This is a genomic window from Pseudomonas sp. B10(2017), from assembly GCF_002113295.1.
Classification (GTDB): Bacteria; Pseudomonadota; Gammaproteobacteria; order Pseudomonadales; family Pseudomonadaceae; genus Aquipseudomonas; species Aquipseudomonas pudica.
The window spans coordinates 40,277-64,778 of sequence record NZ_NEJU01000007.1; the positions used below are offsets into that span (position 1 = coordinate 40,277).

Annotated in this window: 17 protein-coding genes; 11 read left to right on the forward strand and 6 right to left on the reverse strand. The window is 65.9% G+C overall.

Annotated features, from left to right (window positions below; genetic code table 11):
• Nucleotides 1-275 precede the first annotated feature (275 nt).
• The 4 genes from CAF92_RS11040 to CAF92_RS11055 are packed head-to-tail and all read left to right on the forward strand — an operon-like array spanning nt 276 to nt 5,873.
• A complete protein-coding gene (locus CAF92_RS11040; protein WP_046614341.1) occupies nt 276-2,186 on the forward strand; it encodes a sigma-54-dependent Fis family transcriptional regulator in 1,911 nt (636 codons plus the stop codon).
• A gap of 1 nt (nt 2,187) precedes the next feature.
• Nucleotides 2,188-3,921, forward strand: a complete 1,734-nt coding sequence (locus tag CAF92_RS11045) for an ABC transporter ATP-binding protein (RefSeq protein ID WP_085600788.1) — start codon at nt 2,188-2,190, stop codon at nt 3,919-3,921.
• Entirely contained in the window at nt 3,911-4,588 is a 678-nt protein-coding gene (locus CAF92_RS11050; protein WP_046614339.1) for a peptidase S8, read from the forward strand. The genes CAF92_RS11045 and CAF92_RS11050 overlap by 11 nt, the downstream gene beginning before the upstream one ends.
• Nucleotides 4,581-5,873, forward strand: coding sequence for an NAD(P)/FAD-dependent oxidoreductase (locus CAF92_RS11055; RefSeq protein ID WP_085600951.1), 1,293 nt, complete (start codon nt 4,581-4,583; stop codon nt 5,871-5,873). Before CAF92_RS11050 ends, CAF92_RS11055 begins: the two co-directional genes overlap by 8 nt.
• Before the next feature lie 138 nt (nt 5,874-6,011).
• Here CAF92_RS11055 and CAF92_RS11060 read toward each other — a convergent pair whose 3' ends face one another.
• Together CAF92_RS11060 and CAF92_RS11065 are read right to left on the reverse strand one after the other, a co-directional pair.
• Nucleotides 6,012-7,325 (reverse strand): hypothetical protein, encoded by a 1,314-nt coding sequence (locus CAF92_RS11060; protein ID WP_085600790.1) that lies wholly within the window; start codon nt 7,323-7,325, stop codon nt 6,012-6,014.
• Between the two features lie 151 nt (nt 7,326-7,476).
• Nucleotides 7,477-8,970 (reverse strand): aldehyde dehydrogenase, encoded by a 1,494-nt coding sequence (locus CAF92_RS11065; protein ID WP_046614337.1) that lies wholly within the window; start codon nt 8,968-8,970, stop codon nt 7,477-7,479.
• A 494-nt stretch (nt 8,971-9,464) separates the two neighbouring features.
• Here CAF92_RS11065 and peaA point away from each other — a divergent pair, with 494 nt between their 5' ends.
• From peaA to CAF92_RS11090, 5 genes are all read left to right on the forward strand, one after another.
• Nucleotides 9,465-11,030 carry a quinohemoprotein amine dehydrogenase subunit alpha gene (gene peaA / locus CAF92_RS11070; RefSeq protein ID WP_085600792.1) on the forward strand — a complete coding sequence of 522 codons (1,566 nt, stop codon included), beginning with the start codon at nt 9,465-9,467 and terminating at the stop codon, nt 11,028-11,030.
• Nucleotides 11,031-11,078: 48 nt separating this feature from the next.
• On the forward strand, nt 11,079-12,509 hold the full coding sequence (gene peaB, locus CAF92_RS11075) for a quinohemoprotein amine dehydrogenase maturation protein (RefSeq protein ID WP_085600794.1): 1,431 nt from the start codon (nt 11,079-11,081) through the stop codon (nt 12,507-12,509).
• Nucleotide 12,510: 1 nt separating this feature from the next.
• Nucleotides 12,511-12,834, forward strand: coding sequence for a quinohemoprotein amine dehydrogenase subunit gamma (gene qhpC / locus CAF92_RS11080; RefSeq protein WP_004375838.1), 324 nt, complete (start codon nt 12,511-12,513; stop codon nt 12,832-12,834).
• A 32-nt stretch (nt 12,835-12,866) separates the two neighbouring features.
• Complete coding sequence (peaD, locus tag CAF92_RS11085) at nt 12,867-13,988, forward strand: quinohemoprotein amine dehydrogenase subunit beta (RefSeq protein ID WP_085600796.1); 1,122 nt, start codon at nt 12,867-12,869, stop codon at nt 13,986-13,988.
• Between the two features lie 75 nt (nt 13,989-14,063).
• A complete protein-coding gene (locus tag CAF92_RS11090; protein ID WP_085600798.1) occupies nt 14,064-15,737 on the forward strand; it encodes a fatty acid CoA ligase family protein in 1,674 nt (557 codons plus the stop codon).
• A 129-nt stretch (nt 15,738-15,866) separates the two neighbouring features.
• Here CAF92_RS11090 and mobA read toward each other — a convergent pair whose 3' ends face one another.
• The 3 genes from mobA to CAF92_RS11105 form a co-directional block, all read right to left on the reverse strand.
• Nucleotides 15,867-16,442, reverse strand: coding sequence for a molybdenum cofactor guanylyltransferase MobA (mobA, locus tag CAF92_RS11095; RefSeq protein WP_085600800.1), 576 nt, complete (start codon nt 16,440-16,442; stop codon nt 15,867-15,869).
• 61 nt (nt 16,443-16,503) lie between these two features.
• Nucleotides 16,504-19,629 (reverse strand): efflux RND transporter permease subunit, encoded by a 3,126-nt coding sequence (locus CAF92_RS11100; RefSeq protein WP_085600803.1) that lies wholly within the window; start codon nt 19,627-19,629, stop codon nt 16,504-16,506.
• Nucleotides 19,630-19,640: 11 nt separating this feature from the next.
• Entirely contained in the window at nt 19,641-20,816 is a 1,176-nt protein-coding gene (locus tag CAF92_RS11105; protein WP_085600805.1) for an efflux RND transporter periplasmic adaptor subunit, read from the reverse strand.
• Between the two features lie 273 nt (nt 20,817-21,089).
• Here CAF92_RS11105 and CAF92_RS11110 point away from each other — a divergent pair, with 273 nt between their 5' ends.
• Both CAF92_RS11110 and CAF92_RS11115 read left to right on the forward strand, forming a co-directional pair.
• Nucleotides 21,090-21,791, forward strand: coding sequence for a response regulator transcription factor (locus tag CAF92_RS11110; protein WP_003259958.1), 702 nt, complete (start codon nt 21,090-21,092; stop codon nt 21,789-21,791).
• Between the two features lie 6 nt (nt 21,792-21,797).
• Nucleotides 21,798-23,096, forward strand: a complete 1,299-nt coding sequence (locus CAF92_RS11115) for an ATP-binding protein (RefSeq protein ID WP_046614330.1) — start codon at nt 21,798-21,800, stop codon at nt 23,094-23,096.
• A gap of 206 nt (nt 23,097-23,302) precedes the next feature.
• Here the strand turns inward: CAF92_RS11115 and CAF92_RS11120 are convergent, their stop codons facing one another.
• Nucleotides 23,303-24,394: a diguanylate cyclase gene (locus CAF92_RS11120; protein WP_085600806.1), complete on the reverse strand. Its 1,092-nt coding sequence runs from the start codon at nt 24,392-24,394 to the stop codon at nt 23,303-23,305.
• Nucleotides 24,395-24,502 lie beyond the last annotated feature (108 nt).

The following is a 24,502-nucleotide window of genomic DNA, read 5'->3' on the forward strand; positions in this document are numbered from 1 at the left end:
GCCGGGTGTCTGGCGGGTACCTGGGCTTTGTTGAAATCAAGCGGCAGCTGTGATTGACCTCGTGGGCCTCTTCGCGGGCGCGCCCGCTCCCACAAATATTGCGCAAGCTTCCAGATCTTGAGCAAGGCGGCGCTCCTGCGTGTCCCTTTACGTAAACGTCACCATATGCCACCTTCTACCGCAGCCTGATGACGGCCAGGGATTTCTCCCGCAAACTGCGGAAAATTCCCAAGCCCGTTCCCCGCCACCTTGGCGGGGCACAGCCGGAGTAGAAAATGGCGCGACAACTAATAACAAACGCCCACGACCCGCTGCACGAATCCCGCCAGGCCCGCCTCAGGCTGGCCAGCGAAGGCGAGCTGCCACTGGGCATGCTGCGCGACGAGATCGATGCCTCCTGGCGCCGCAGCCTGGGCCATGGCCTGGACTGCCTGCAGGGCGAGCAGGTCGGCCTGGGCCTCGAGCAGGGCCACGACCTGCGCATGCTGCTGGAGCGCAATCGCCTGCTGGTCGACGCCGTTACCCCCGAACTGGACTACCTGGTCGCGCGCCAGGGCAAGGCCGGCATCGTCATCCTCGGCGACGCCCAGGCCAACGTGCTGGCCATAGAGGGGCAGAAGCACGTGCTGCAACGCGAGGGCCTGCGTGACCTGCACCCGGGCAGTTGCTGGAGCGAGTCATTGCGCGGCACCAACGCCATCGGCACGGCAGTGGTAGAAGGCCGGCCGACCTTGATCAACTGCGGCGAACATTACCTCGACCGCCTCAGCCCGTTCTCCTGCACTTCGGTACCCCTGCGCGACCCGCGCGGCGAGGTGATCGGCGTGCTCGACATCACCCGTGAAGGGGTGATGGCGCAACCACAGGACAGCCTGTCGACGCTGATGCTGGCGGCCGGCAACATCGAAAGCCGCATGTTCGGCCTGTGCCACCCAGAGCAATTGGTGCTGGCCTTCCATAGCCGCCCGCAATACCTCAACAGTGCCTGGCATGGCCTGCTGGCGCTGAGCCTGGACGGCGAGGTGCTGGCTGCCAACGACAGTGCCTGCCAGCTGTTGCAGGTGCCGCGCCATGAGCTGTTGGGCCGGCGCAGCAGCGACCTGCTGGGTGAACGGTCACCGGCCTTCATCGCCCGCCTGTGGCAGGGCGGGGTGAGCAGCGTGCAAACGGCCAAGGGCGAGTTCTACTTCCGCGCCCTGCAGCTGCCGCGCCATGGCCGGGTCAACGGCAGCACGCCGGTGAGCAAGCCGGCGCCGGGCAAGCAGTCGCCAGCCCTCGACGCCCTGGCCGGTGGCGACCCGCGCCTGGCGCGCAACCTGCGCATGGCCCGCCAGGGACTGGGCAATGGCCTGCCGGTGCTGCTGCTGGGCGAGACCGGTACCGGCAAGGAGGTCGTCGCCCGCGCGCTGCATCAAGCCAGCCCGCGTGCCGACAAACCGTTCGTGGCCGTCAACTGTGCGGCCATCCCCGAAGGGCTGATCGAGTCCGAACTGTTCGGCTACCGTGAAGGCGCGTTCACCGGTTCGCGCCGGGGCGGCATGGTCGGCCGGCTGATGCAGGCCCATGGCGGCACGCTGTTCCTCGACGAAATCGGCGACATGCCGCTAGCGCTGCAGGCGCGCTTGTTGCGGGTACTGCAGGAACGGCGAGTGGCCCCGCTGGGGGCGGGCGACGAGCAGGAAATCGACGTGGCATTGATCTGTGCCACCCACCGCGACCTCAAGCGCCTGGTGCAGGAGCAGCACTTCCGCGAAGACCTTTACTACCGGGTCAACGGCGTGTCGCTGCGCCTGCCGGCACTGCGCGAGCGTGATGACCTGGCGGCGATAATCCAGGGGCTGCTGGACAAGTCAGATGCCCGGGGCGTGACGCTGGACCCTGCCCTGACCGCGCTGCTCGAAGGCTTCGACTGGCCGGGCAACATCCGTCAGCTGGAAATGGTCGTGCGCACCGCGCTGGCCATGCGCGAGGACGGCGAGCAGGTGCTGACCCTCGACCACCTCACCGACTGCCTGCTGGACGAACTGGCCAGTGGCACGGCACCTTCCGGCAGCCTCAAGGACAACGAGCTGGAGTTGATCCGTGGTGCCTTGGCGCGTCATCAGGGCAACGTGTCCGCGGCGGCCGAGGCGCTGGGTATCAGCCGGGCGACGCTGTACCGCAAGCTCAAGCAGTTGCGCGGCTGACATGGGCGGCCTGTTCGCCCGGCTGGTGGAATCCAGCGACCCTGTGCTCATGCGCCAGGCGTTGGCCTGGCTGTATGGTTTCGTGCGCCCCCATCGACGCGCCATCGGCCTGTTGCTTGGCTTGTCGCTGGGCGCCTCGTTGCTGGCGCTGGCGCAACCCTGGCTGGTCAAGACGCTGATCGACGAGGGGCTGCTGGCCAAGGACTACCAGACCCTCTGGCACATGGCCGCGATCATGATCGGCGCGGGCCTGCTGGGTACCGTGCTGGCCGGGGTAAACCGCTACCTGCACACGCGCTTGTCGGGGCGCATCCTGTTTGCCCTGCGCGATGACCTTTACCGCCACCTGCAGCAGCTGTCGCCAACGTTCTATGGGCGGCGGCGCATCGGCGACATCCTTTCGCGGCTGGATGGCGATGTGGCGGAAATCCAGCGCTTTGCCGTGGATTCGCTGTTTTCGGCGGTGTCGGCGGTGATCGGCCTGGTGGGCGCGGTGGTGCTGATGCTGATGCTGTCGTGGCAACTGTCGCTGCTGCTTGCGCTGCTGGTGCCGATCGAAGTGCTGTGGCTGCGCTGGATGCGGCGCAAGGTGGAGCGCGAAGTACGCAACCTGCGCGAACGCTCGGCGGATGTGTCGTCGTTCCTGGTCGAAACCCTGCTGGCGATGAAGTTCATCCAGGCCGCCGGCCAGCAGGGCCGCGAGGCGGGGCGCCTGGACCAGTTGGGCCAGGGCTACATGCGCCAGTTGCTGAAGGTGCAGGTGACCGAGTTCTTCACCCAGGCCATTCCCGGCACGCTGACCTCATGGTGCCGTGCCTGCGCGTTTCTGGTTGGCGGCTGGTGGGTGATCCAGGGCACCTGGCAACTAGGGGCGCTGATCGCCTTTTCCACCTACATGGGCATGGCGGTAGGGCCAGTGCAGAGCCTGCTGGGCCTGTACGTGGCGGTGCAGCGCATGGCGGTAAGCCTGGGGCGGGTGATGGAACTGAAGCAGGAGGCCGTCGCCGTGCGCCCGGCAGCCAACCCGCAGCCCCTGCCCGATGGCCCGGGCGAATTGCGTCTGGAAGGGGTGAGCTTTGCCCATGAAGGGCGCCAGGGCGCGGTCCTGAACAACGTGCAGGTGTGCGTGTCGGGTGGCCTGAAGGTGGCCATCAGCGGTGCTTCGGGGGTGGGCAAGTCGACCCTGATCGACCTGCTGCAGCGCTTCTATGACCCGGACGCCGGGCGCATCCTGCTGGATGGCACCGACTTGCGCGAGCTGGACCTGGCCGCCCTGCGTCGGCGCATTGCGGTGGTCAGCCAGGATATCGTGCTGTTCCGCGGCACCCTGGCACAAAACCTGGCCTACGGCGTGCCCGAGGCAAGCCGTGAGGAACTGGAACGGGTAGTGCGCCTGGCGCGGCTGGACAGCCTGGTCGACAGCCTGCCGCTGGGCCTGGACGGCCTGCTGGGTGAGCGTGGCCAGCAGTTGTCGGGCGGGCAGAAACAACGCATTGCCATCGCCCGCGCGGTGTTGCAGGCGCCGGCGATCCTGGTGCTGGACGAGGCTACATCGGCGGTGGACGAAGCCACCGAGCGCGAGGTGATCGCGGCCATCGACCAGCTGTTCGCCGGCCGCACGCGCATCCTGATCAGCCATCGTGCTTCGACCCTGGCCGATGCCGACCTGCACCTGCAGCTGCACGATGGCCAGTTGCAGGTGTTGCCCGAGGAGGTGATCAAGCATGGGCACTGACTTGCGCGTTGGCGTCATCGACAGTGGTTGCTCGCCGGAGCAGGCCAGTGCCTTGCTGGGCGCGCGCCGCTTCTGGCTGGAGGACGGCCGGTTGCGCGAAGGTGACCTGCTGCCCGACCAGCTTGGTCACGGTAGCGCCGTGCTCGCCGGCTTGCAGCGGGAGGCCGGGCCGGTGCCCGTGCTGCTGGCCCAGGTTTTCGGCGCCCAGGCCAGCACCAGTGCCTTGCAGGTGGCGGCCGCGCTGCTGTGGCTGGTGGAGGCGGGGGCTACGCTGGTCAACCTCAGCCTTGGCCTGCAGCAGGACCGGCCTGTGCTGCACCAGGCCTGCGCCGAGGCTTTGGCCGCGGGTGTGCTGTTGTGCGCCTCCAGCCCGGCCCAGGGCGGGCCGGTGTATCCGGCCAGCTACCCCGGGGTAATCCGGGTTACCGGCGATGCCCGCTGTGCGCCGGGCCAGTGGTCCTGGCTGGGTACCCGGCAGGCGGACTTTGGCGGTTATGTGGGCGTGGGCGGCAGGGCGGGCGCGAGCCTGGGCTGTGCGGCCCTTAGTGGCAGGGTGGCTGCGTTGCTGCGTGATCAGCCGGGCATGGACCACCCGCAGGTTCATGACTGGTTGCGCCACCACGCGGCGTTTGCCGGCCCTGAGCGACGAGGTGCCGGCCATGGCTGAGCCACGCATTGTGGTGCTGGGGGCAGGCCCTGCGGGTGCGGCCACGGCCATTGGCCTGCGGCGGCTGGGCTATGCGGTGGCGGTGGTGTCCGAATGGCGCCGGTTTGCGGCGGTCGAAGGGGTTTCGCAGCGGGTGCTGGAGGGGCTGCGCCACGCCGGCCTTGGCGGGGCGTTGCGCCAGGCGGCGATGCCGGCGACTCGGCAAGTGCACTGGAATGGCCAGCAGCTGCACCTGAACCAGGAATTTCTGCTGGATCGGCAAAGGTTTGACCGGGCGCTGCGTGACGACCTTCAGCGTGCGGGTGTGAGCGTGGTCCAGGGGCGGGTGCGCGAGGTGGTTCGCGACGTCGGTCATGGTATCCGCCTGGACGACGGGCAGGTACTGCAGGCCGATTTCCTGGTCGAAGCCCGAGGCCGCCAGGCCCCGCTGGCTGCCGATCGCCTGCGTGGGCCGGAGACGGTCAGCTTGCTGAATGTCTGGCAGGCCGCCCCCGGGGCGCCCGCATCGGCGGTGGAGAGCCTGGCGGATGGCTGGGCGTGGATGGCGCGCCTGGAAGACGGCCGCTGCTACTGGCAAGTCACCCTGGACGCCGCGGGGCTGCCGGGCAAGGCCGGGTTGGCGGATTACTGCGCGGCGCGGCGAGCCGACAGCGCGCTGGTGGCCGAGCTGTTCGATGCCAGGGCATTGGCGTCGGCAGAGGTGCATGCTCGCAGCAGTACCGCGATTCTGGCTGGTGAGTGCGTCGGGCAGGACTGGATACGCGTGGGCGATGCCGCGATGGCCGTTGACCCACTGTCGGGCAACGGGATCTTCCAGTCGCTGTCTTCGGCACTGCAGGCGCCGGTGGTGATCAATACCTTGCTGCGCAGGCCCGAGCGGGCAGGGTTGGCGCGGCAGTTTCACCAGCAGCGGATCGAACAGCTGTTTTTGCGCTTTGCCCGGATCGGGCGGGATTTCTATGGCCAAGAGCAGGGGCGCGTGGGGCAGCCGTTCTGGGCACGGCGGCAGGGGTGGCCGGACATGCAGGCATTGCACGTGGCGGCGGACTGGAGTGCGGTGAGGGTCGAGCGGCGGCCGGTGTTGCGTGACGGGCTGGTGGATGAGGCGGAAGTGGTGGTGACGGCGGATCAGCCGTTGGGGGTGTGGCATTTGCAGGGGGTGGAGCTGGCGCCGGTGGTGCGGGAGTTGCAGGCTGGTCGGCCTCTTGAGGCAGTGGTGTCGGGCCTGTCGGGGGAGCAGCAGAGAATGGTGCGGCGGTGGTTGTTGGAGCAGGGTCTGGCTTGAGATTGCAGGGGCCGCTTTGCGGCCCTTTCGCGACACAAGGCCGCTCCCACAGGTTCACGCAAACCTTGAGGGCAGCGCTGTACCTGTGGGAGCGGCCTTGTGTCGCGATAGGCTGCGCAGCAGCCCCGGGATCTCGAATCAGAAGAAAGTCCCGACGATCAACTGCATGTAGGTCCCGGTATCCCGCCCGCCCAGCTGCGTGCCGCCATCGGCCGCGTTGCGCTCCGGCTTGTAGAACCCTACCAGCGGACTGATCAGCAGATGGTCATTGACCATCCATTCCACATACAGGTCCAGCTCCCGCCCGCCCAGGTTGCCCTGGTCGGTGTCCAGCGTATCGAAGTCGAAGTACAGCGCCCCGACGGTCAGGTTGGCCCGTGGTTTGCCCTTCAACGCCACGTGATGTACCTGGCTGTTGCTGTTGAACGGCCCGGCATAGTTGGCTGCCACCTCACCCTGGAACCAGGTGCCATAGCCACGGCTCAAGCCATAGAACAACGGGTCGAAGTCTTCGGAAAAGCGGCTGTAGCGGTAGGTGGCGGTGGGTGACCAGGGCAGTTCGGAGAAGGTCCAGTTGCCTTCCAGGTACCAGGCGTTCTCCCGCCCGCCGGTTTTGTCCTGGGTCACGTACTCGGCGGCCAGCTCCAGGTCTTTCACCCCCAGGTTGCCACGCCCGCGCAGGCTGGCGGTGTCCATGCCGTCACGGTGTTCCAGGCCCATGATCTGCGCGTAGCGCTGGTCCACGTCGAGGCCGCGGATCCAGCTCAGGCCCACGGTGCCGGCGTCGGCGACGTGTTCCAGGTTGGCCACCGCCAGCGATGTGTCGGCCTGGTAGTGGTTGTCGGACTTCAGCCACATCAGGTCGCTGCGCCAGCCTTGCTTGCCGCCCAGGCGCAGCGCGGCGGTGCGGTCGAAGGCCTTGCGTGCGGCCAGGTAGTAGGCACCGCCGCGGTCGAAGTTGGCGCCCAGGTCGACCTTGCCCAGGTTCACCGGATCGCCCTGGATCAGGAAACCGTCGCCCAGGGTCACCACTTGGCGGCCGCCGGAAATATCCACGCCGTCCTCCCCCAGGGCCGGGAACAGGTTGGCCGAGCGCCAGCCCAGGTACAGGTCTTCGATGGCGGTGCGGCGCTCGTCGCCCAGGGTAAGGCCGGCGGCATCGCCATCGCCCCAGGTGGCGGAGCTGAGCAGGTTGAAGGCGCCGTAGAGCGCGCCGCTGTCGGCCAGGGCCTGGCTGCCGCTGAGGCCATACTTGACGTAGCCTTCCTGCCAGGCGGTGCTGCCGGGCTTGCGGTTGCCGGCCAGGTTGAAGCTTTCGTCGCTGTGGAAGGCGCCGAACAGGGCTTCGAGGTCGGCGTTGAGGGTGGTGCCGTCGTGGTTGTACAGCTCGTAGGCCTGGGTGACTTGGGCGGCGAACAGCAGGGCCAATGTGCAGGCTAGTTTGTGCCTCATGGTGTGCTCCATGTTTTTGTTGTTTTTGGGGTTGCCTGTACCGGCCTCTTCGCGGGCTTGCCCGCTCCCACAGGATTTCCTCAGGTCGTGAAAGGAGTGCAATACCTGTGGGAGCGGGCGAGCCCGCGAATAGGCCGGTACAGGAAAATGATCAGAGCTTGATCAACACCGACTTCAGCTCGGTGTAGTGCTCGATGGCAGCGGCCCCCATTTCACGGCCGACGCCGGACATCTTGTAGCCGCCAAACGGCAAGGCAGGGTCGAGGGCGCTGTGGCAGTTGACCCACACCGAACCCGACTTGATGCGCGGGATCATCCGGTGCACGGCGGCCAGGTCGTTGGACCAGATGCTCGCACCCAGGCCATAGGGGTTGTCGTTGGCCATGCCGATCACTTCGTCGATGTCATCGAACGGCATCGCCACCAGCACCGGCCCGAAGATCTCTTCCTGCACCAGGCGGTGGCGCTGGTCGACATCGACGATCACCGTCGGCTTGACGAAGTAACCCGGCCCGAAGCCTTCGCCGCCGCAGGCAATGGTCGCACCCAGCTCGCGGCCAAGCTCGATGTAGCCGGTGACGCGGTCCTGCTGCTTGGCCGAAATCAGCGGGCCCATCTGCACCGCCGGGTCCAGGCCGCTGCCCAGCTTCATGCCGTTGGCGATGCCGGCGATGTCGGCCACCACGTTGTCGAAGTGCTTGCGGTGCACGTACAGGCGGGACCCGGCGCAGCATACCTGGCCCTGGTTGAAGAAGATCGCCGTTGCGGCGCCGGCAGCGGCTTCCTGAAGGTTGGCGTCGGGCATGACGATGGTCGGCGACTTGCCACCGAGTTCCAGGGTGACGCGGGTCATGTTGTCCATGGCCGCCTTGCCGATCAGCTTGCCGACCTCGGTGGAGCCGGTAAAGGTCAGCTTGTCCACGCCGGGGTGGCGGCTGAGTGCGGCGCCGGCGTTCAGGCCGGTGCCGGTGACCACGTTGAACACGCCAGCCGGGTAGCCGGCTTCGTCCACCAGCTCAGCCAGCTTGAGCACGCTCAGCGGGGTTTCGTCGGCTGGCTTGAGCACTACGGTGCAACCGGTAGCCAGGGCCGGGCCGAGCTTCCAGCAAGCCAGCAGCAACGGGAAGTTCCAGGCGACGATGGCGCCGACCACGCCCACTGCCTCGCGTCGCACGAAACCATGGAACTGGTCGTTGGGCATCAACGGCATCGAGGCTTCGACGGTGCTACCCTCGATTTTGGTAGCCCAGCCGGCCATGTAGCGCAGGAAGTCGATGGCCAGTTGCACGTCCATCACCTGGGCCACGGCGGCGCTCTTGCCATTGTTCAGGCATTCCAGTTCGGCCAGCTGGCGGGCGTCGCGTTCCATCAGGTCGGCCAGGCGCCACAGCAGGTTCTGCCGTTCGCGCGGGCGCAGGCGGCTCCACGGCGAATCATCGAAGGCCTGGCGCGCGGCGCGCACGGCGCGGTCGACATCTTCGGCCTCGGCGGCGGGCACCTCACCCAGCACCTCGCCAGTGGCCGGGTTGCGGAACGACAGGGTGCGACCGCTGGCGGCGTCCTGCCAGTCGGCGCCGATGCGCATCTTCAGCTTGCGTTCGAGAAAGGCGCGGGTGGCGGGCAGGATGGGCAGTTCAGAAAGCATGGGACGGTGCCTCTTGTCATTGGATGTGACGGGCACAGGCGCAATGGGCGTGCCAAGGTCCGCAGATGGCCGCAAGCCTTTGAGCAGGTTGGTTTTTGTCCTGGGGCAAGGTTGGGATTGCAGGGTTGCGCTGTTGCACATTGAGACGGTGTGAGACGGTGGTGAAACAGTGGCTGTTCCGGCCTCTTCGCGGGCACGCCCGCTCCCACAGGGAATGCGCAATGCCTAGGGCCGATGCGATACCTGTAGGAGCGGGCAAGCCCGCGAAGGCCTGCGCAGCAGGCCCCTGTCTCAGGATGAAACACCCTGTCGCGAAATGGCACGCTGCAATTGGCCATCTCTGCTGACAGCAAAGCCCGGAAAACTAGCTAAAAGCTTGAAAGGAAACATTTTTAGAGCACCTGGCACAGTTCCTGTATCGCAACTGTCACATGCACACCTGCTGTACCAAAGCGTGCGACAACGATAAGAACAACAACCGTGGAGGTCTGACCTTGAAGACGACTCGACTCCGGCGGCATGCGGGCAAACTGGCGCTGGTCGCCGCCGCGCTGCTGAGCACCCAGGCCATGGCGGCCGAGCAGGGCCCGAGCCTGTTGCAGAACAAGTGCATGGGGTGCCATATCCCCGAAGGCAACGACGCCTACAGCCGTATCAGCCACCAGCGCAAGACGCCGGAAGGCTGGCTGATGAGCATCGCCCGCATGCAGGTGATGCACGGCCTGCAGATCAGCGACGACGACCGCCGCACCCTGGTCAAGTACCTGGCCGACAAGCAGGGCCTGGCGCCCAGCGAAACCGATGGGGTGCGTTATGCCATGGAGCGCCGGCTGAACACCGTCGAGCAGTTCGACACCCAGCTCAGCGAAACCTGTGGCCGTTGCCACTCCGGTGCCCGTGTCGCCTTGCAGCGGCGCCCGGCCAAGGAATGGGAGCACCTGGTCAACTTCCATCTCGGCCAGTGGCCGTCCCTCGAATACCAGGCCCAGGCGCGTGACCGCGACTGGCTGCCGATCGCCCTGCAGCAAGTGGTGCCTGACCTGGCCAAGCGCTACCCGCTGGAAAGCGCGGCATGGGCCGAATGGCAGAAAGCCAGGCCCAAGGCCGATGCGCTGCCGGGGCAGTGGGCATTCAGCGGCCACATGCTGGCCAAGGGCGACGTGCGCGGGGTGATGAGCGTCACGCCTGACCAGGGTGACACCTTCAAGGTCGAGGTCAAGGGTGCGTATGCCGACGGCACACCGTTCAATGGCAGCGGTTCGGCGATCCTCTACAACGGCTATGAATGGCGTGGCAACGTCAAGGTGGGCGACGCCAACCTGCGCCAGGTGTTCGCCGCGCTGGATGGCGAAATGAAGGGCCGCATGTTCGAGGCCGAGCACGACGAGCGTGGCCTGGACTTCACCGCGGTGAAGGAGGGCAAGGCGCGCCTGCTGGCGGTGCAGCCGGCATTCATCAAGGCTGGTGGCGAAAGCGAGATCACCCTGGTCGGCAGCGGCCTGGCCGGCAAACCGGACCTGGGCGCTGGCGTGGAAGTGACCGAGGTGCTGGAGCAGACCCCGACCCTGGTACGGGTGAAGGCCCGCGCCGCGGCCGATGCCAAGCCTGGCCAGCGCGAAGTCGCCGTAGGGACGCTCAAGGGTGTCAACCTGGCGGTGTACCACAAGGTCGAGGAAGTGAAGGTGGTGCCGGCGTTTTCCATCGCCCGCATCGGCGAGAACGGCGCTTCGGTGCCCAAGGTGCAGGGCCGTTTCGAGGCCGAAGCCTGGGGCAAGGACGCCAATGGCCAGCCGCTGCGCATCGGCTACCTGCCGGCCAGCTGGAAGGTCGAGCCATTCAACGAGCGTGCGGTCGAGGACGAAGACGTCAAGTTTGCCGGGAAGATGCAGGCCGATGGCGTGTTCGTGCCAGGCGGTGCCGGCCCCAACCCGCAGCGCAAGATGATGACCAACAACGCCGGCAACCTGAAGGTCATCGCCACCCTGGCCGACGGTGGCCAGACTGGTGAAGGGCACATGATCGTCACCGTACAGCGCTGGAACAACCCGCCGCTGCCGTAACGGCAGGGGCTTACGGTTTTCCAACGGATCGTTTATCGGGAGGTCGCCATGGGCGCGCTACTGAACCTGGTCGAACGCAACCTGCATGAAGTGCAGGTCGACACCGACCGCATGCTGTTCCATATCCCCAGCAGTTCGCTGTTCACCGCCGACGCGGTGACCGGCGGCATCATCGACACCCTGCGCCAGCAAGGCTGTTCGGCCGAGGAGCTGATGCAGCGCCTTGGCCAGCAGTTTGCCGGCAGTGATATCCAGGACACCCTGCGCGAGCTGATCGCGCTGGAGCTGGTCAGCGACGGCTCGCCGCTGACCCCGGAAATCGCCCTCAGGCAGGTCGAGCGCACGGCGCTGAACACTGTGGTGCTCAACGTCAACACCGGCTGCAACCTCAGCTGCACCTACTGCTACAAGGAAGACCTGGACAAACCGTCCGCGGGCAAGAAGATGAGTACTGCCACCGCCGAGGCTACGGTGGAGATGCTGCTCAAGGAGTCGCCCGACGAGCAGCGCTACAGCGTGGTGTTCTTTGGTGGCGAGCCGCTGTCCAACCGGCCGTTGATCGAGCACATGGTCGCCTACTGCGAGCGGCGCTTCGCCGAGGCTGGCAAGCAGGTGGAGTTCATCATGACCACCAATGCCACCTTGCTCACCGAAGAGATCGTCGACTGGCTCAATGCCCACCGGTTCGGCCTGTCGGTCAGCATCGATGGCCCCAAGACCGTGCACGACCGCAACCGCATCACCGTGGGCGGGCAGGGCACCTATGACGTGGTAAGGCGCAAGGTCGACATGCTGCTGTCGCGCTACCACAGCCGCCCGGTGGGCGCGCGGGTCACGCTGACCCGTGGCATCACCGACGTCGAGACCATCTGGAACCACCTGTTCAACGAACTGGGGTTCGCTGAAGTCGGCTTTGCCCCGGTCACCTCCGGCGATATGGCCAACTTCAACCTCACCGGCGAAGAGCTGGTGCAGGTGTTCGCCAACATGAAGGCGCTGGGCCGGCGTTACCTGGAGGCTGCGCTGGAGCACCGCAACATCGGCTTTTCCAACCTGCACCAGCTGATCACCGACATCCATGAAGGGCACAAGAAGGCCCTGCCGTGCGGCGCCGGGCTGAAGATGCTGGCCGTTGACCATGAGGGCGAGTTGAACCTGTGCCACCGCTTCACCGGTTCCAGCCTGCCGACCTTCGGCAATGTGCACCAGGGCGTGAAGCAGGCGCAGCTCAACGACTTCCTGTCGCAGCGCCTGGACCGCAGCAACACCGGCTGCGACAGCTGCCGCATCCGCAACCTGTGCTCCGGCGGCTGCTACCACGAAAGCTATGCCCGCTATGGCGACCCGCAGCACCCGACCTACCACTATTGCGAACTGATGCGCGACTGGGTCGACTTCGGCATCGAGGTCTACAGCCGCATCATGGCCGCCAACCCGGCCTTCATCGATCGCTACATCACCCCGCGGAAGGCGCACTGACATGAAGCACTTGAAGCCCCTGAACAACAAGGCGCGCATCCTCGAGCAGGCCGCCGCCGAAGACCGTGTCGAAGAAGTCATGGCCATGAGCGCGGTGGCAGGCTGCACCGCCACCACCGACCCGGGCTGGGAAGTGGACGCCTTTGGTGGCGTGAGTTCACTGTGCCAGCCGATGGAGGCCGACCTGTATGGCTGTTCCGACCCTTGCTGGTGGCCGGCCCAGGTGCCGGACATGATGAGCACCTACCAGGACTGGAACGCCCAGGCGAGCAACTCGGCGGAAGACTGGCGCAACCTCGGCACCGTGTTCCCGAAAGACAAGTGACCGGCCCAACAAGAATGACAAGGGGAAACCGCATGAAAGCTGGACGCTGCGCGTCACTCGCGCTCACCATCGCCGCCGCGGCCTGTGCCGGGCTGGTACAGGCCGCCGACACCGGGCCGGCGCTGAAGGCTGGTCACGAATACATGATCGTGACCAACTACCCGAACAACCTGCACGTGGTCGATGTGGCCAGTGACACGGTGTACAAGAGCTGCGTGATGCCCGACAAGTTCGGCCCCGGCACCGCGATGATGGCGCCGGACAACCGCACCGCCTACGTGCTCAACAACCACTACGGCGACATCTACGGCATCGACCTGGACACCTGCAAGAACACCTTCCACGCCAACCTGTCCAGTGTGCCGGGTGAGGTGGGCCGGTCGATGTACTCGTTCGCCATCAGCCCGGACGGCAAGGAAGTGTACGCCACGGTCAACCCGACCCAGCGCCTGAACGACCACTACGTGGTCAAGCCACCGCGGCTGGAAGTGTTCAGCACCGCCGATGGCCTGGAGGCCAAGCCGGTGCGCACTTTCCCGATGCCGCGCCAGGTGTACCTGATGCGTGCGGCGGACGATGGCAGCCTGTACGTCGCCGGGCCGGACATCTACAAGATGGACGTGAAGACCGGCAAGTACACGGTGGCCTTGCCGCTGCGCAACTGGAACCGCAAAGGCTACAGCGCCCCGGACGTGCTGTACTTCTGGCCGCACCAGAGCCCGCGCCACGAGTTCTCGATGCTGTACACCATTGCCAGGTTCAAGGATGACAAGCAGGACCCGGCCACCGCCGATCTGCTGTATGGCTACCTGAGCGTCGACCTGAAGACCGGCAAGACCCACACCCAGGAATTTGCCGACCTGACCGAGCTGTACTTCACCGGGCTGCGTTCGCCAAAAGACCCGAACCAGATCTACGGCGTGCTCAACCGCCTGGCCAAGTACGACCTCAAACAGCGCAAGCTGATCAAGGCGGCGAATCTGGACCACACTTACTACTGCGTGGCCTTCGACAAGAAGGGCGACAAGTTGTACCTGGGCGGCACCTTCAACGACCTGGCGGTGTTCAACCCGGATACGCTGGAGAAAGTGAAGAACATCAAGTTGCCGGGTGGGGACATGTCCACCACCACGCCGCAGGTGTTCATCCGTTAAACCGGTGCTGGCTTCTTCGCGGGCAAGCCCGCGAAGAGGCCGGTACAGACAATACAAGAACAACAAGAGACCGCCATGCCCCAGCCAAGCTACTCCCAGGGCAACCAGGACAAACCCCTGCTTACCCAGTGCATCGGCGACGCCTTCGATACCACCGTCGCCCGCTTCCCCGACCGTGACGCCCTGGTCGTCCGCCACCAGGCCCTGCGCTACACCTGGCAGCAACTGGCCGAAGCCGTCGACCGGCACGCCCGTGCGCTGATGGCCTTGGGCGTGCAGCCCGGTGACCGCCTCGGCATCTGGGCACCCAACTGCGCAGAGTGGTGCATCACCCAGTTCGCCAGCGCCAAGGTCGGTGCGATCCTGGTCAACATCAACCCGGCCTACCGCTCCAGCGAACTGGACTACGCCCTCGGCCAGTCCGGCTGCCGCTGGGTGATCTGCGCCGACGCGTTCAAGACCTCCGACTACCACGCCATGCTGCTGGGCCTGGTCCCGGGCCTGGCCGGCGGCCAGCCGGGCGGCCTGATCTGCGAACGCTTCCCCGAGCTGCGCGGTGTGGTCAGCCTGGCCGTCGCGCCACCGCCGGGCTTTCTCGCCTGGCACGACCTGCAGGCCCGTGCCGCGGCCGTCAGCCGCGAAGCCCTTGCCGAGCGCCAGGCACAGCTGCGCTGCGACGACCCGATCAATATCCAGTACACCTCGGGCACCACCGGTTTCCCGAAAGGCGCCACCCTCAGCCACAGCAACATCCTCAACAACGGCTACATGGTCGGTGAAAGCCTGGGCCTGACCGAGCATGACCGGCTGGTGGTGCCGGTGCCGCTGTACCACTGCTTTGGCATGGTCATGGCCAACCTCGGCTGCATGACCCACGGCAGCAGCCTGATCTACCCCAGCGACGCCTTCGACCCGCTGGCCACCCTGCGTGCGGTGGCGGAAGAAAAGGCCACTGCGTTGTACGGAGTGCCGACCATGTTCATCGCCGAACTGGACCACCCCCAGCGTGGCGAGTTCGACCTGTCGAGCCTGCGTACCGGGATCATGGCCGGTGCCACCTGCCCGATCGAAGTGATGCGCCGGGTTATCGGCGAGATGCACATGGCCGAGGTGCAGATTGCCTACGGCATGACCGAAACCAGCCCGGTGTCGCTGCAGACCGGCGCCAGCGACGACCTGGAGCGCCGCGTGACCAGCGTCGGGCGCACCCAGCCGCGGTTGGAGAACAAGGTGATCGATGCCGATGGCAACACCCTGCCGCGTGGCGAGATCGGCGAGCTGTGCACCCGGGGTTACAGCGTGATGCTGGGCTACTGGAACAACCCCAAGGCCACGGCCGAAAGCATCGACGAGGAAGGCTGGATGCATACCGGCGACCTGGCGGTGATGGACGAGCAGGGCTATGTGCGTATTGTCGGGCGCAGCAAGGACATGATCATTCGCGGCGGCGAGAACATCTACCCGCGTGAACTGGAAGAGTTCTTCTTCACCCACCCGGCGGTGGCCGATGTGCAGGTGATTGGCGTGCCATGCAGCAAGTACGGTGAAGAGATCGTGGCCTGGGTGCGGCTGCACCCGGGGCATACGGCCAGTGCGGAGGAACTGCGCGATTGGGCGAAGGCGCGGATAGCGCACTTCAAGGTGCCGCGGTATTTCCGCTTTGTCGATGAGTTCCCGATGACGGTGACCGGCAAGGTGCAGAAGTTCCGCATGCGCGAGATCAGTGTCGAGGAGCTGTCTGCCGGATGATGTGTCGTTTGTACTGGCCTCTTCGCGGGCACGCCCGCTCCCACAGGAAATTCACTGCCCGTCAGACCTGTGACATACCTGTGGGAGCGGGCGTGCCCGCGAAGAGGCCAGTGCAGGCAGCGGATGACCTCAGCCTTGCAACAGCTCCGGGCTGTTGAAGTTGCTCAACCTGCGATCATCGTCGGCACATTCCAGCCCCTGCACCGCTTCACGCAGCAAGGCCTTCTGCAAACTCCGCTCGCCCGCCGCCCAGGCCTGCTCCAGTACCGGCAACACCCTGCGTGGCAGCACGCTGAACATCGGCTGCCAGTACCCACCCTGGCGCACCATCGCCGCACTGTCACTGGTCACCGCCAGCCGCAGCAAGTCTTCGATCAACTCCCGGTCAACCAGCGGCGCATCACAGGCCAGAAGCACTACCCATTCATGCCGCGCCACCTTTAGCCCGGCAATCACCCCCGCCAACGGCCCGGGGTAGTCCGCCTCGGCATCGCCCACCAACTGGTCGGCATACGCCCGGTAGGCCTGCTGGTTACGGTTGCAGGAAATCACCAGGTCATCGCTGAGCGGCCGTACCACGCGCTGCACATGCGCCACCAGCGGTTTGCCCTGCCAGTCGACCAGGCCCTTGTCACGGCCGCCCATGCGCTGGCCGCGGCCACCGGCGAGAATGAGGATGGAGCAGGGGGGAAGGGCATCAGGCATGAAAAAGGGTTCCGGGCAGTCAATGCCGGGAACCCTCCCATTTCACGCGGGGCTTGTCCAGTCAGCTGTCGCTGGTCACGGCCTGCGTGTCGGCACCCGCCTGGCGTCGCCCGGCAAGGCGCATCACCACCACGAAGAACACCGGCACGAACACCACCGCCAGGGTGGCGCTGAGCATGCCGCCAATCACGCCGGTGCCGATCGCCTGCTGGCTGGCCGAACTGGCGCCGCTGGCAATGGCCAGTGGTACCACGCCGAGGATGAACGCCAGCGAGGTCATCACGATCGGCCGCAGGCGCAGGCGCGCGGCCTGCACGGCGGCGTCGACGGCATCCACGCCCTGGTCGACCAGGCTCTTGGCGAACTCGATGATCAGGATGGCGTTCTTCGCCGACAGGCCGATCAGGGTGATAAGGCCGACTTTGAAGAACACGTCGTTGGGCATGCCGCGCAGGGTCACCGCCAGCACCGCACCGAGCACGCCCAGCGGTACTACCAGCAGAACTGCGGTGGGGATCGACCAGCTTTCGTACAACGCTGCCAGGCACAGGAACACCACCAGCAACGACAGCGCCATCAGCATCGGTGCCTGGCTGCCGGACAGCCGCTCCTGCAGCGACAGACCAGTCCATTCCAGGCCGGCACCGGCCGGCAACTGGGCTACCAGGCGCTCGATCTCGGCCATGGCTTCGCCCGAACTGTAGCCAGCCGCCGGTTCGCCGGAAATCGACACCGCCGGGTAGCCGTTGTAGCGGGTCAGCTGCACCGGGCCGCTGACCCACCTGGCCTGGACGAAGGCGCCCAGTGGCACCATCTTGCCGCTGTCGTTGCGCACGTGGATCTTCAGCAGGTCTTCGACCTGGCTGCGCTGGTCGCCTTCGGCCTGCACCACCACCCGCTGCATGCGCCCCTGGTTGGGGAAGTCGTTGACGTAGTTGGAACCCACGGCCACGTCCAGCACCGAGCCGATATCGGCAAACGATACGCCCAGGGCATTGGCCTGGCGGCGGTCGATTTCCAGCTGCACCTGCGGGCTTTCCGCCAGCGAGGCTTCGCGCACGTTGGTCAGCACCTTGCTCCTGGTGGCATTGGCCAGCAGCTCGTCGCGGGCGGCCATCAGCTCGGCGTGGCCCATGCCGCCGCGGTCCTGCAGGCGGAACTCGAAGCCGGTCGACTCGCCAAGGCCGTCGATCGGCGGCGGCAGCACGGCATAGGCCACGGCGTCCTTGAGCTGGGTGAAGGCCATGGTCGCGCGGTCGGCGATCGACTGGGCGCTGTCATCAGCGCCGCGTTCGGACCAGTCCTTGAGGGTGGTGAAGGCCAGTGCCGCGTTCTGGCCGCTACCCGAGAAACTGAAACCCAGGATCAAGGTGGTGTTACCCACGCCCGGCTCTTCGGCATTGTGCGACTCGATCTGCGCCGCCACCTGCTCGGTGCGCATGCGGCTGGCGCCTGGCGGCAGCTGGATATCGGTGATGGTGTAGCCCTGATCTTCGGTGGGCAGGAACGCCGTGGGCAGCTGGCTGAAGCCATAGCCCAGCACCGCCAGCAGCAGCACGTATACCAGCAGGTACCGGCCGCTGCGCTCGAGCGCCTTCATCACCCAGCGCTGGTAGCCGTTGCTCATGCCCTCGAAGCGGCGGTTGAACCAGCCGAAGAAGCCCTTGCGTTCGTGGTGTTCGCCCTTGGCCACCGGCTTGAGCAGAGTGGCACACAGCGCCGGGGTCAGGCTGAGGGCCAGGAACGCCGAGAACAGGATCGACACGGCCATCGACAGCGAGAACTGCTGGTAGATCACCCCCACGGAGCCTTGCATGAAGGCCATGGGCAGGAACACCGCCACCAGCACCAGGGTAATGCCGACGATCGCGCCGCTGATCTGGCCCATCGCCTTGCGCGTGGCCTCTTTGGGCGGCAGGCCTTCCTCGGCCATGATCCGCTCGACGTTTTCCACCACCACGATGGCATCGTCGACCAGGATGCCGATGGCCAGCACCATGCCGAACAGGGTCAGCACGTTGACCGAGAAGCCCATGGCCAGCATCACGGCGAAGGTACCCATCAGGGCCACCGGCACCACCAGTGTCGGGATCAGGGTGTAACGCAGGTTCTGCAGGAACAGGAACATCACCGCGAACACCAGCAGCATGGCTTCGAACAGCGTGTTGATGACCTGTTCGATCGACACTTTGACGAATGGCGAGGTGTCGTAGGGGATGTCGTACTTGACGCCTTCGGGGAAGTAGCGTGCCAGGTCCTGCATCTTCGCCCGCACCAGGGTGGCGGTTTCCATGGCGTTGGCGCCCGGCGACAGCTGCACGCTGAAGGCAGTGGCCGGCTTGCCGTTCAGGCGTGTGCCGTACTGGTATTCCTGGGCACCGATCTCGACCCGTGCGATATCGCCGATGGTCACCGTGGAACCGTCCGGGTTGGCACGCAGGACAATCCCGGCGAACTCCTCGGGGGTGCTCAGCTGGCCCTTGACCACCACGTTGGCGGTGATTTCCTGGGTGCCACGGGAGGGCAGGTCACCAATGCTGCCTGGGGCCACCTGGGCGTTCTGCGCGGCGATGGCCTCGGCCACGTCGTTGGGCGTGAGGTTGAAACCGATCAGCTTGCGCGGGTCGATCCAGATGCGCATGGCACGCTCCGAACCGTACAGCTGGGCCTTGCCGACGCCCTTGAGGCGTCGGATCTCGTCCATCACGTTGCGCGCCAGGATATCCGACAGGGCGGTTTCGTCGAGCTTGCCGTCTTCGGAGGTGAGGGTGGCCAGCAGCAGGAAGCCGGTGGAGACCTTTTCCACCTGCAGGCCTTGCTGGGTCACCGGGCGCGGCAGCCGCGACTCGACCACTTTCAGGCGGTTCTGCACGTCGACCTGGGCCAGATCCGGGTTGGTACCCGGGGCGAAGGTGGCGGTGATGGTCGCGCTGCCCAGGCTGCTCTGCGACTCGAAGTACAACAGGTTATCGGCGCCGTTGAGTTCCTGCTCGATCAGGCTGACCACGCTCTCGTCCATGGTCGCCGCCGATGCGCCCGGGTACACGGCGTAGATTTCCACCTGCGGCGGGGCCACGTTGGGGTACTGGGCCACCGGCAACTGCGGGATGGCCAGGGCACCGGCCAGCAGGATGAACAGGGCGACCACCCAGGCGAATACCGGGCGGTCGATGAAGAATTGCGGCATGAATCAGGCCCTCACTGGCCAGTGTGCTGTGCGATGGGCGATGCCCCTGGTGCGTTGTCGACCTGCACCTGGTCACCGGCCTTGACGTGTTGCAGGCCTTCGACCACCACCCGTTCGCCGGGGGCCAGGCCTTCGCTGACGATCCAGCGGTCGCCCTGGGCGCTGCCCAGTACTACCTGGCGGTCGCTGACCCGGGCCTGCGGGTCGACCACCAGCACCTTGGGCACGCCAGCGCTGTCGCGCAGGATGGCGCGCTGCGGCACGCTCAGGCCCTTGGGCTGCACGGCTTGCTCCAGGCGCACGCGCACGTAGCTGCCGGGCAGCAGGTCGAGGTCCGGGTTGGGGAACTCGCTGCGCAGGGTGATCTGGTTGGTGCTGGGGTCGACGCTGATGTCGGAGAACAGCAGTTTGCCCGGCAGCGGGTAGGTGCTGCCATCGTCCTGGATCAGCGTGGCCCGGGCCTGACCGTCGCCGACCTGCTGCAGCTCGCCGGCACGCAGGGCGCGGCGCAGGGCGTTGAGCTCGCGGGTCGACTGGGTGACATCGGCGTGGATCGGGTCCAGCTGCTGGATGGTCGCCAATGGCGTGGTCTCGTTTTGCCCGACCAGCGCACCTTCGGTGACCTGGGCGCGGCCGATACGGCCGGAAATCGGCGCGGTCACGGTGGCGTAGCCGAGGTTGAGGCGGGCGCGCTCCAGCGCAGCCCTGGCCTCGGCCACTTCAGCATCGGCCTGCAGGTAGCTGGCCTTGGCGTTGTCGTATTCCTGGCGGCTGACGGCCTTGTCGTCGACCAGCTCGCGATAGCGCTGCTCCTGCAGGCGCGCCTGGTACAGGGTGGCTTCGGCCTTGGCCAGGGTGGCGCGGGCGCTGTCGTGGTCGGCCTTGAACGGCGCCGGGTCGATCAGGAACAGCACATCGCCCTGCTTGACGTCGCTGCCTTCGCGGTACACCCGCTTGAGCACCACGCCCGCGACCCGCGCGCGCACTTCGGCGGTGCGTGGTGCGAGGATGCGGCCGCTGAGTTCACTGCTGATGGCCAGTGGTTGCAGTTGCAGGGTTTCCACCCGCACTTGCGGGGTCGGAGCTTGCTCATCCTGTTCGGCGCTGTCGTCGCAGCCGGCCAGGGACAGGCTCAGAAACGCCAGAAGCGCCAATGGGCGCAGGCGTGGGGGGAGGGTAGTAGACATACGGATCTTCCGATGATGACCGCCTGTATGCTACGGCAGGCGTTCCTTGGGTGGCTGTTAATACCTGTAGGACGAGTGTGAAAAAGTGTGAAGAAGAATCCTGTCTGCCTGTAGTGTTCTATATCCTGAGTATTCCTGTGCCGGCCTCTTCGCGGGTTTGCCCGCTCCCACAGGGACTGCACAGCTTTCAAGTGCTGTTGGGTCCCTGTGGGAGCGGGCAAGCCCGCGAAGAGGCCGGTGAGGTCTTACCCCAACCCAGATTCCCAAGCGCCTATGCCGAATATTTTCCTGGTCGAAGACGACAGCGCCCTGTCCGAGCTCATCGCCAGCTACCTGCAACGCAACGACTTCCATGTCCAGGTGATCGCCCGCGGCGATCATGTGCTGGACGAGTACCGCCGGCAAAAGCCCGACCTGGTCATCCTCGATCTGATGCTGCCGGGCATCGATGGCCTGCAGCTGTGCCGCCTGCTGCGCCAGGAGTCCCAGGGCCTGCCGATCCTGATGCTGACCGCCCGCGACGACAGCCACGACCAGGTCCTGGGCCTGGAAATGGGCGCCGACGACTACGTGACCAAACCCTGCGAGCCGCGTGTGCTGCTGGCCCGGGTGCGTACCTTGCTGCGCCGCAGCAGCGTCAACGAGCCGCGGCTGGACAACGACCTGATCCTGATCGGTGGCCTGCGCATCGACCTGGCCGAGCGCACCGTGAGCTGGCGCGGCGAAGAGGTGGAGCTGTCAAGCGGCGAGTACAACCTGCTGGTGGTACTGGCGCGCAATGCCGGCGAAGTGCTGAACCGCGACCGCATCCTGCAGCAACTGCGGGGTATCGAGTTCAACGGCACCGACCGCTCGGTGGACGTGGCCATTTCCAAGCTGCGACGCAAATTCGACGATAACGCCGGCGAAGCGCGCAAGATCAAGACCGTATGGGGCAAGGGCTACCTGTTCAGCCGTGTCGAGTGGGAGTGCTGACTGCCCATGCTGAAGATTCTGGTGCGGTTGTACCTGGTGATCATCGTTGCCTACGCCGGTGCGCTGTTGTTCATCCCCGACACCATCGTCGGCCTGTTCCAGGACCGCTTCATGGCCTACAACCTGGACCAGGCCAAGGGCGTTCAATCGCTGATCGTGCGCCAGTTCCGCCAGGCCCCGCGCGAGCAGTGGCCAGCGGTGGAGCAGGAGCTGGCCAGTGATTTCGCACCGCTGGAGCTGCAGTTGCTGCGCATGGACCAGGCTGACCTGAGCGTGGACGAGCAGGCGCGCCTGGAGCATGGCCTGTACGCCGTGCGTATCGCCGAATGGGGCTATTACGAGACCGTGCTGGTGCCGCTGGACAAGGAATGGCTGGTGCGCCTGCACTCACCGCCAGACCCGCTGGACATCAACGTGCTGTCGTGGGGCGTGACTGTACTGATCGGTGCAGCCATGCTCGGTTGCCTGCTGCTGTGGGTATGGCCGCACTGGCGCGACCTGGAACGCCTCAAGGAAACCGCCCGACGCCTGGGCCAGGGGCAGATGGCCGAGCGTACGCATATCTCGCCGCACTCCAACATCGGTGAGCTGGCCGGTGTGTTCGACACCATGGCCAGTGACCTGGAGCGCCACGTCAACCAGCAGCGCGAGCTGCTCAATGCGGTGTCGCACGAGTTGCGCACGCCGCTTACCCGGCTGGATTTCGGCCTGGTGCTGCTGTTCGACGAAGTGCCGCCGGCCAGCCGCAAGCGCTTGCTGGAACTGGTGGGGCATGTGCGTGAACTGGATGAGCTGGTGCTGGAGCTGTTGTCCTACAGCCGGCTGTACAACGCCGACCAGGCCCGCGAGCGGGTCGAGGTGTCGTTGCTGGAGCTGGTCGACAGCGTGCTGGGTGGCTTTGCCGAGGAGCTCGACGGCCGGGGTATCCAGTGGGAGGTGCGGGCCGAGGGGGATCTGCCGCGTTTTGTGCTGGACCCACGGCTGACGGCACGGGCGGTGCAGAACCTGGTGCGCAATGCCATGCGATACTGCGACGAGAGCCTGTTGCTGCGCTTGCGCCTGGAAGACGATGGCGCCTGCCTGGTGACGGTGGAGGATGACGGGATCGGTATTCCGGTGGAGGAACGCGAGCGGATTTTCCAGCCGTTCTACCGCTTGGACCGTAGCCGTGACCGCAATACCGGCGGGTTTGGCCTGGGCTTGGCGATCAGCCGGCGGGCGATCGAGGGGCAAGGTGGCACCTTGACCGTGGCGCAGTCGGCGCTGGGTGGCGCGCAGTTCCGGATTCGCTTGCCTGCCGGTTGATGGGCTGCCTGTACCGGCCCTTTCGCGGGTAAACCCGCTCCCACAAGGACCGCACAGATTTCAAACACTGTAGAGAACCTGTGGGAGCGGGTTAACCCGCGAAAGGGCCGGGCCTGCTAACCCTGGTCCTCCACAGGGGCCGCACAGATTTCAAACACTGTGGAGCACTTGTGGGAGCGGGCGAGCCCGCGAAGAGGCCGGGCCTGCTAATCACTTTCTGCCAGCCGGGCGGACCACAGCACAAAGCGGTCCTTGCCACTGTGCTTGGCCTCGTAAAGCGCCTGGTCGGCGCGCACCAGCGCCGTGGTCAGGCTGTCGCCCTGGTCCACCCGGGCCAGGCCGATGCTGACAGTCACCGGGTGCTCGCCCACATCCTCGCGCACCCGTTGGCACAGCGCCGCCACCCGTTGCTCGGCGCCTTGCTGGTCCAGCCCCTGGAAAAAGATCGCGAATTCCTCACCGCCCAGCCGGGCAAACTCGTAACCGGTCATGCTCGCCTTGATATGCGTGGCCACGCGTTTGAGCACTTCATCGCCTACATCATGGCCGAAGCGGTCATTCACCCGTTTGAAGTTGTCGATGTCGATCATCGCCAGGTACTGCCCGGGCGTTGCCAGATGCAGCTGGCGTTCAGCCTGGGTCATGAACGAACGGCGGTTGGGGATTTCAGTCAGGGCATCGACATAGGCCTGGTCCAGCAGCACCTTGGACAGGTAGAAGTTGTGCAGCTTGGCCTTGCGCATCTGCAGGTAGCTGTAGATGACCAGGCCGCTGAGGAATACCGCATAGCTGATCAGCATGGCGCCTTCGAGTTCGTCCGGCCCGATGCGGGTGTGGTAGAACGGGTTGAGCACCACCCAGGTGATGGCCATGGCGCAGAAGAACGACCAGCGCCGCACCGGTAGCACCGACACGGCATACAGCACGGTGGACACCCCGAGCACCAGCCACACCGGGCGCAGGGCCACCGGGATGCCTTCGATCACCAGGCGCATGCCCAGGGTGATGGAGGCGATGAACAGCAGGTTGAGCACATCGAAATGATGGCTGCGACGGGTGAACCGCAGTACCACGGTGAGGCTGCCGAGCAGGGTGATGAACAGGCAGGAAAGCCAGGTGAAACCCTGGCCACCGAGGAAGCTGACGATAAGGTCGAAGACCAGCCAGATCAGGATGCTGACGCAGAACACCAGCAGGCAGAACGGGCGCATGGCCTCGAATTCGTGCTGGCGGAATTCGGCGCGCAGGGCGGCGGGGGCGACTTGCTTGCGCACGTGGGCTTCGATGGTCTTGAACATTCGGGCTCCTGTGACTACAGCGATGCCAGGCCCGGCCCTTTCGCGGGCACGCCCGCTCCCACAGGGACCGCACAGGTTTCCGGTGCGGTGGGGACCTGTGGGAGCGGG

What these genes read in the sequence shown, in the direction of transcription:
- CAF92_RS11065 (WP_046614337.1), bottom strand. Translation starts at nt 8,970, where the DNA reads ATGCTTTCTGAACTGCCCATCCTGCCCGCCACCCGCGCCTTTCTCGAA.
- CAF92_RS11050 (WP_046614339.1), top strand. Translation starts at nt 3,911, where the DNA reads ATGGGCACTGACTTGCGCGTTGGCGTCATCGACAGTGGTTGCTCGCCG.
- CAF92_RS11110 (WP_003259958.1), top strand. Translation starts at nt 21,090, where the DNA reads ATGCCGAATATTTTCCTGGTCGAAGACGACAGCGCCCTGTCCGAGCTC.
- mobA (WP_085600800.1), bottom strand. Translation starts at nt 16,442, where the DNA reads ATGCCTGATGCCCTTCCCCCCTGCTCCATCCTCATTCTCGCCGGTGGC.
- CAF92_RS11105 (WP_085600805.1), bottom strand. Translation starts at nt 20,816, where the DNA reads ATGTCTACTACCCTCCCCCCACGCCTGCGCCCATTGGCGCTTCTGGCG.
- CAF92_RS11055 (WP_085600951.1), top strand. Translation starts at nt 4,581, where the DNA reads ATGGCTGAGCCACGCATTGTGGTGCTGGGGGCAGGCCCTGCGGGTGCG.
- CAF92_RS11040 (WP_046614341.1), top strand. Translation starts at nt 276, where the DNA reads ATGGCGCGACAACTAATAACAAACGCCCACGACCCGCTGCACGAATCC.
- CAF92_RS11120 (WP_085600806.1), bottom strand. Translation starts at nt 24,394, where the DNA reads ATGTTCAAGACCATCGAAGCCCACGTGCGCAAGCAAGTCGCCCCCGCC.
- CAF92_RS11100 (WP_085600803.1), bottom strand. Translation starts at nt 19,629, where the DNA reads ATGCCGCAATTCTTCATCGACCGCCCGGTATTCGCCTGGGTGGTCGCC.
- CAF92_RS11060 (WP_085600790.1), bottom strand. Translation starts at nt 7,325, where the DNA reads ATGAGGCACAAACTAGCCTGCACATTGGCCCTGCTGTTCGCCGCCCAA.
- qhpC (WP_004375838.1), top strand. Translation starts at nt 12,511, where the DNA reads ATGAAGCACTTGAAGCCCCTGAACAACAAGGCGCGCATCCTCGAGCAG.
- CAF92_RS11090 (WP_085600798.1), top strand. Translation starts at nt 14,064, where the DNA reads ATGCCCCAGCCAAGCTACTCCCAGGGCAACCAGGACAAACCCCTGCTT.
- peaD (WP_085600796.1), top strand. Translation starts at nt 12,867, where the DNA reads ATGAAAGCTGGACGCTGCGCGTCACTCGCGCTCACCATCGCCGCCGCG.
- CAF92_RS11115 (WP_046614330.1), top strand. Translation starts at nt 21,798, where the DNA reads ATGCTGAAGATTCTGGTGCGGTTGTACCTGGTGATCATCGTTGCCTAC.
- peaB (WP_085600794.1), top strand. Translation starts at nt 11,079, where the DNA reads ATGGGCGCGCTACTGAACCTGGTCGAACGCAACCTGCATGAAGTGCAG.
- CAF92_RS11045 (WP_085600788.1), top strand. Translation starts at nt 2,188, where the DNA reads ATGGGCGGCCTGTTCGCCCGGCTGGTGGAATCCAGCGACCCTGTGCTC.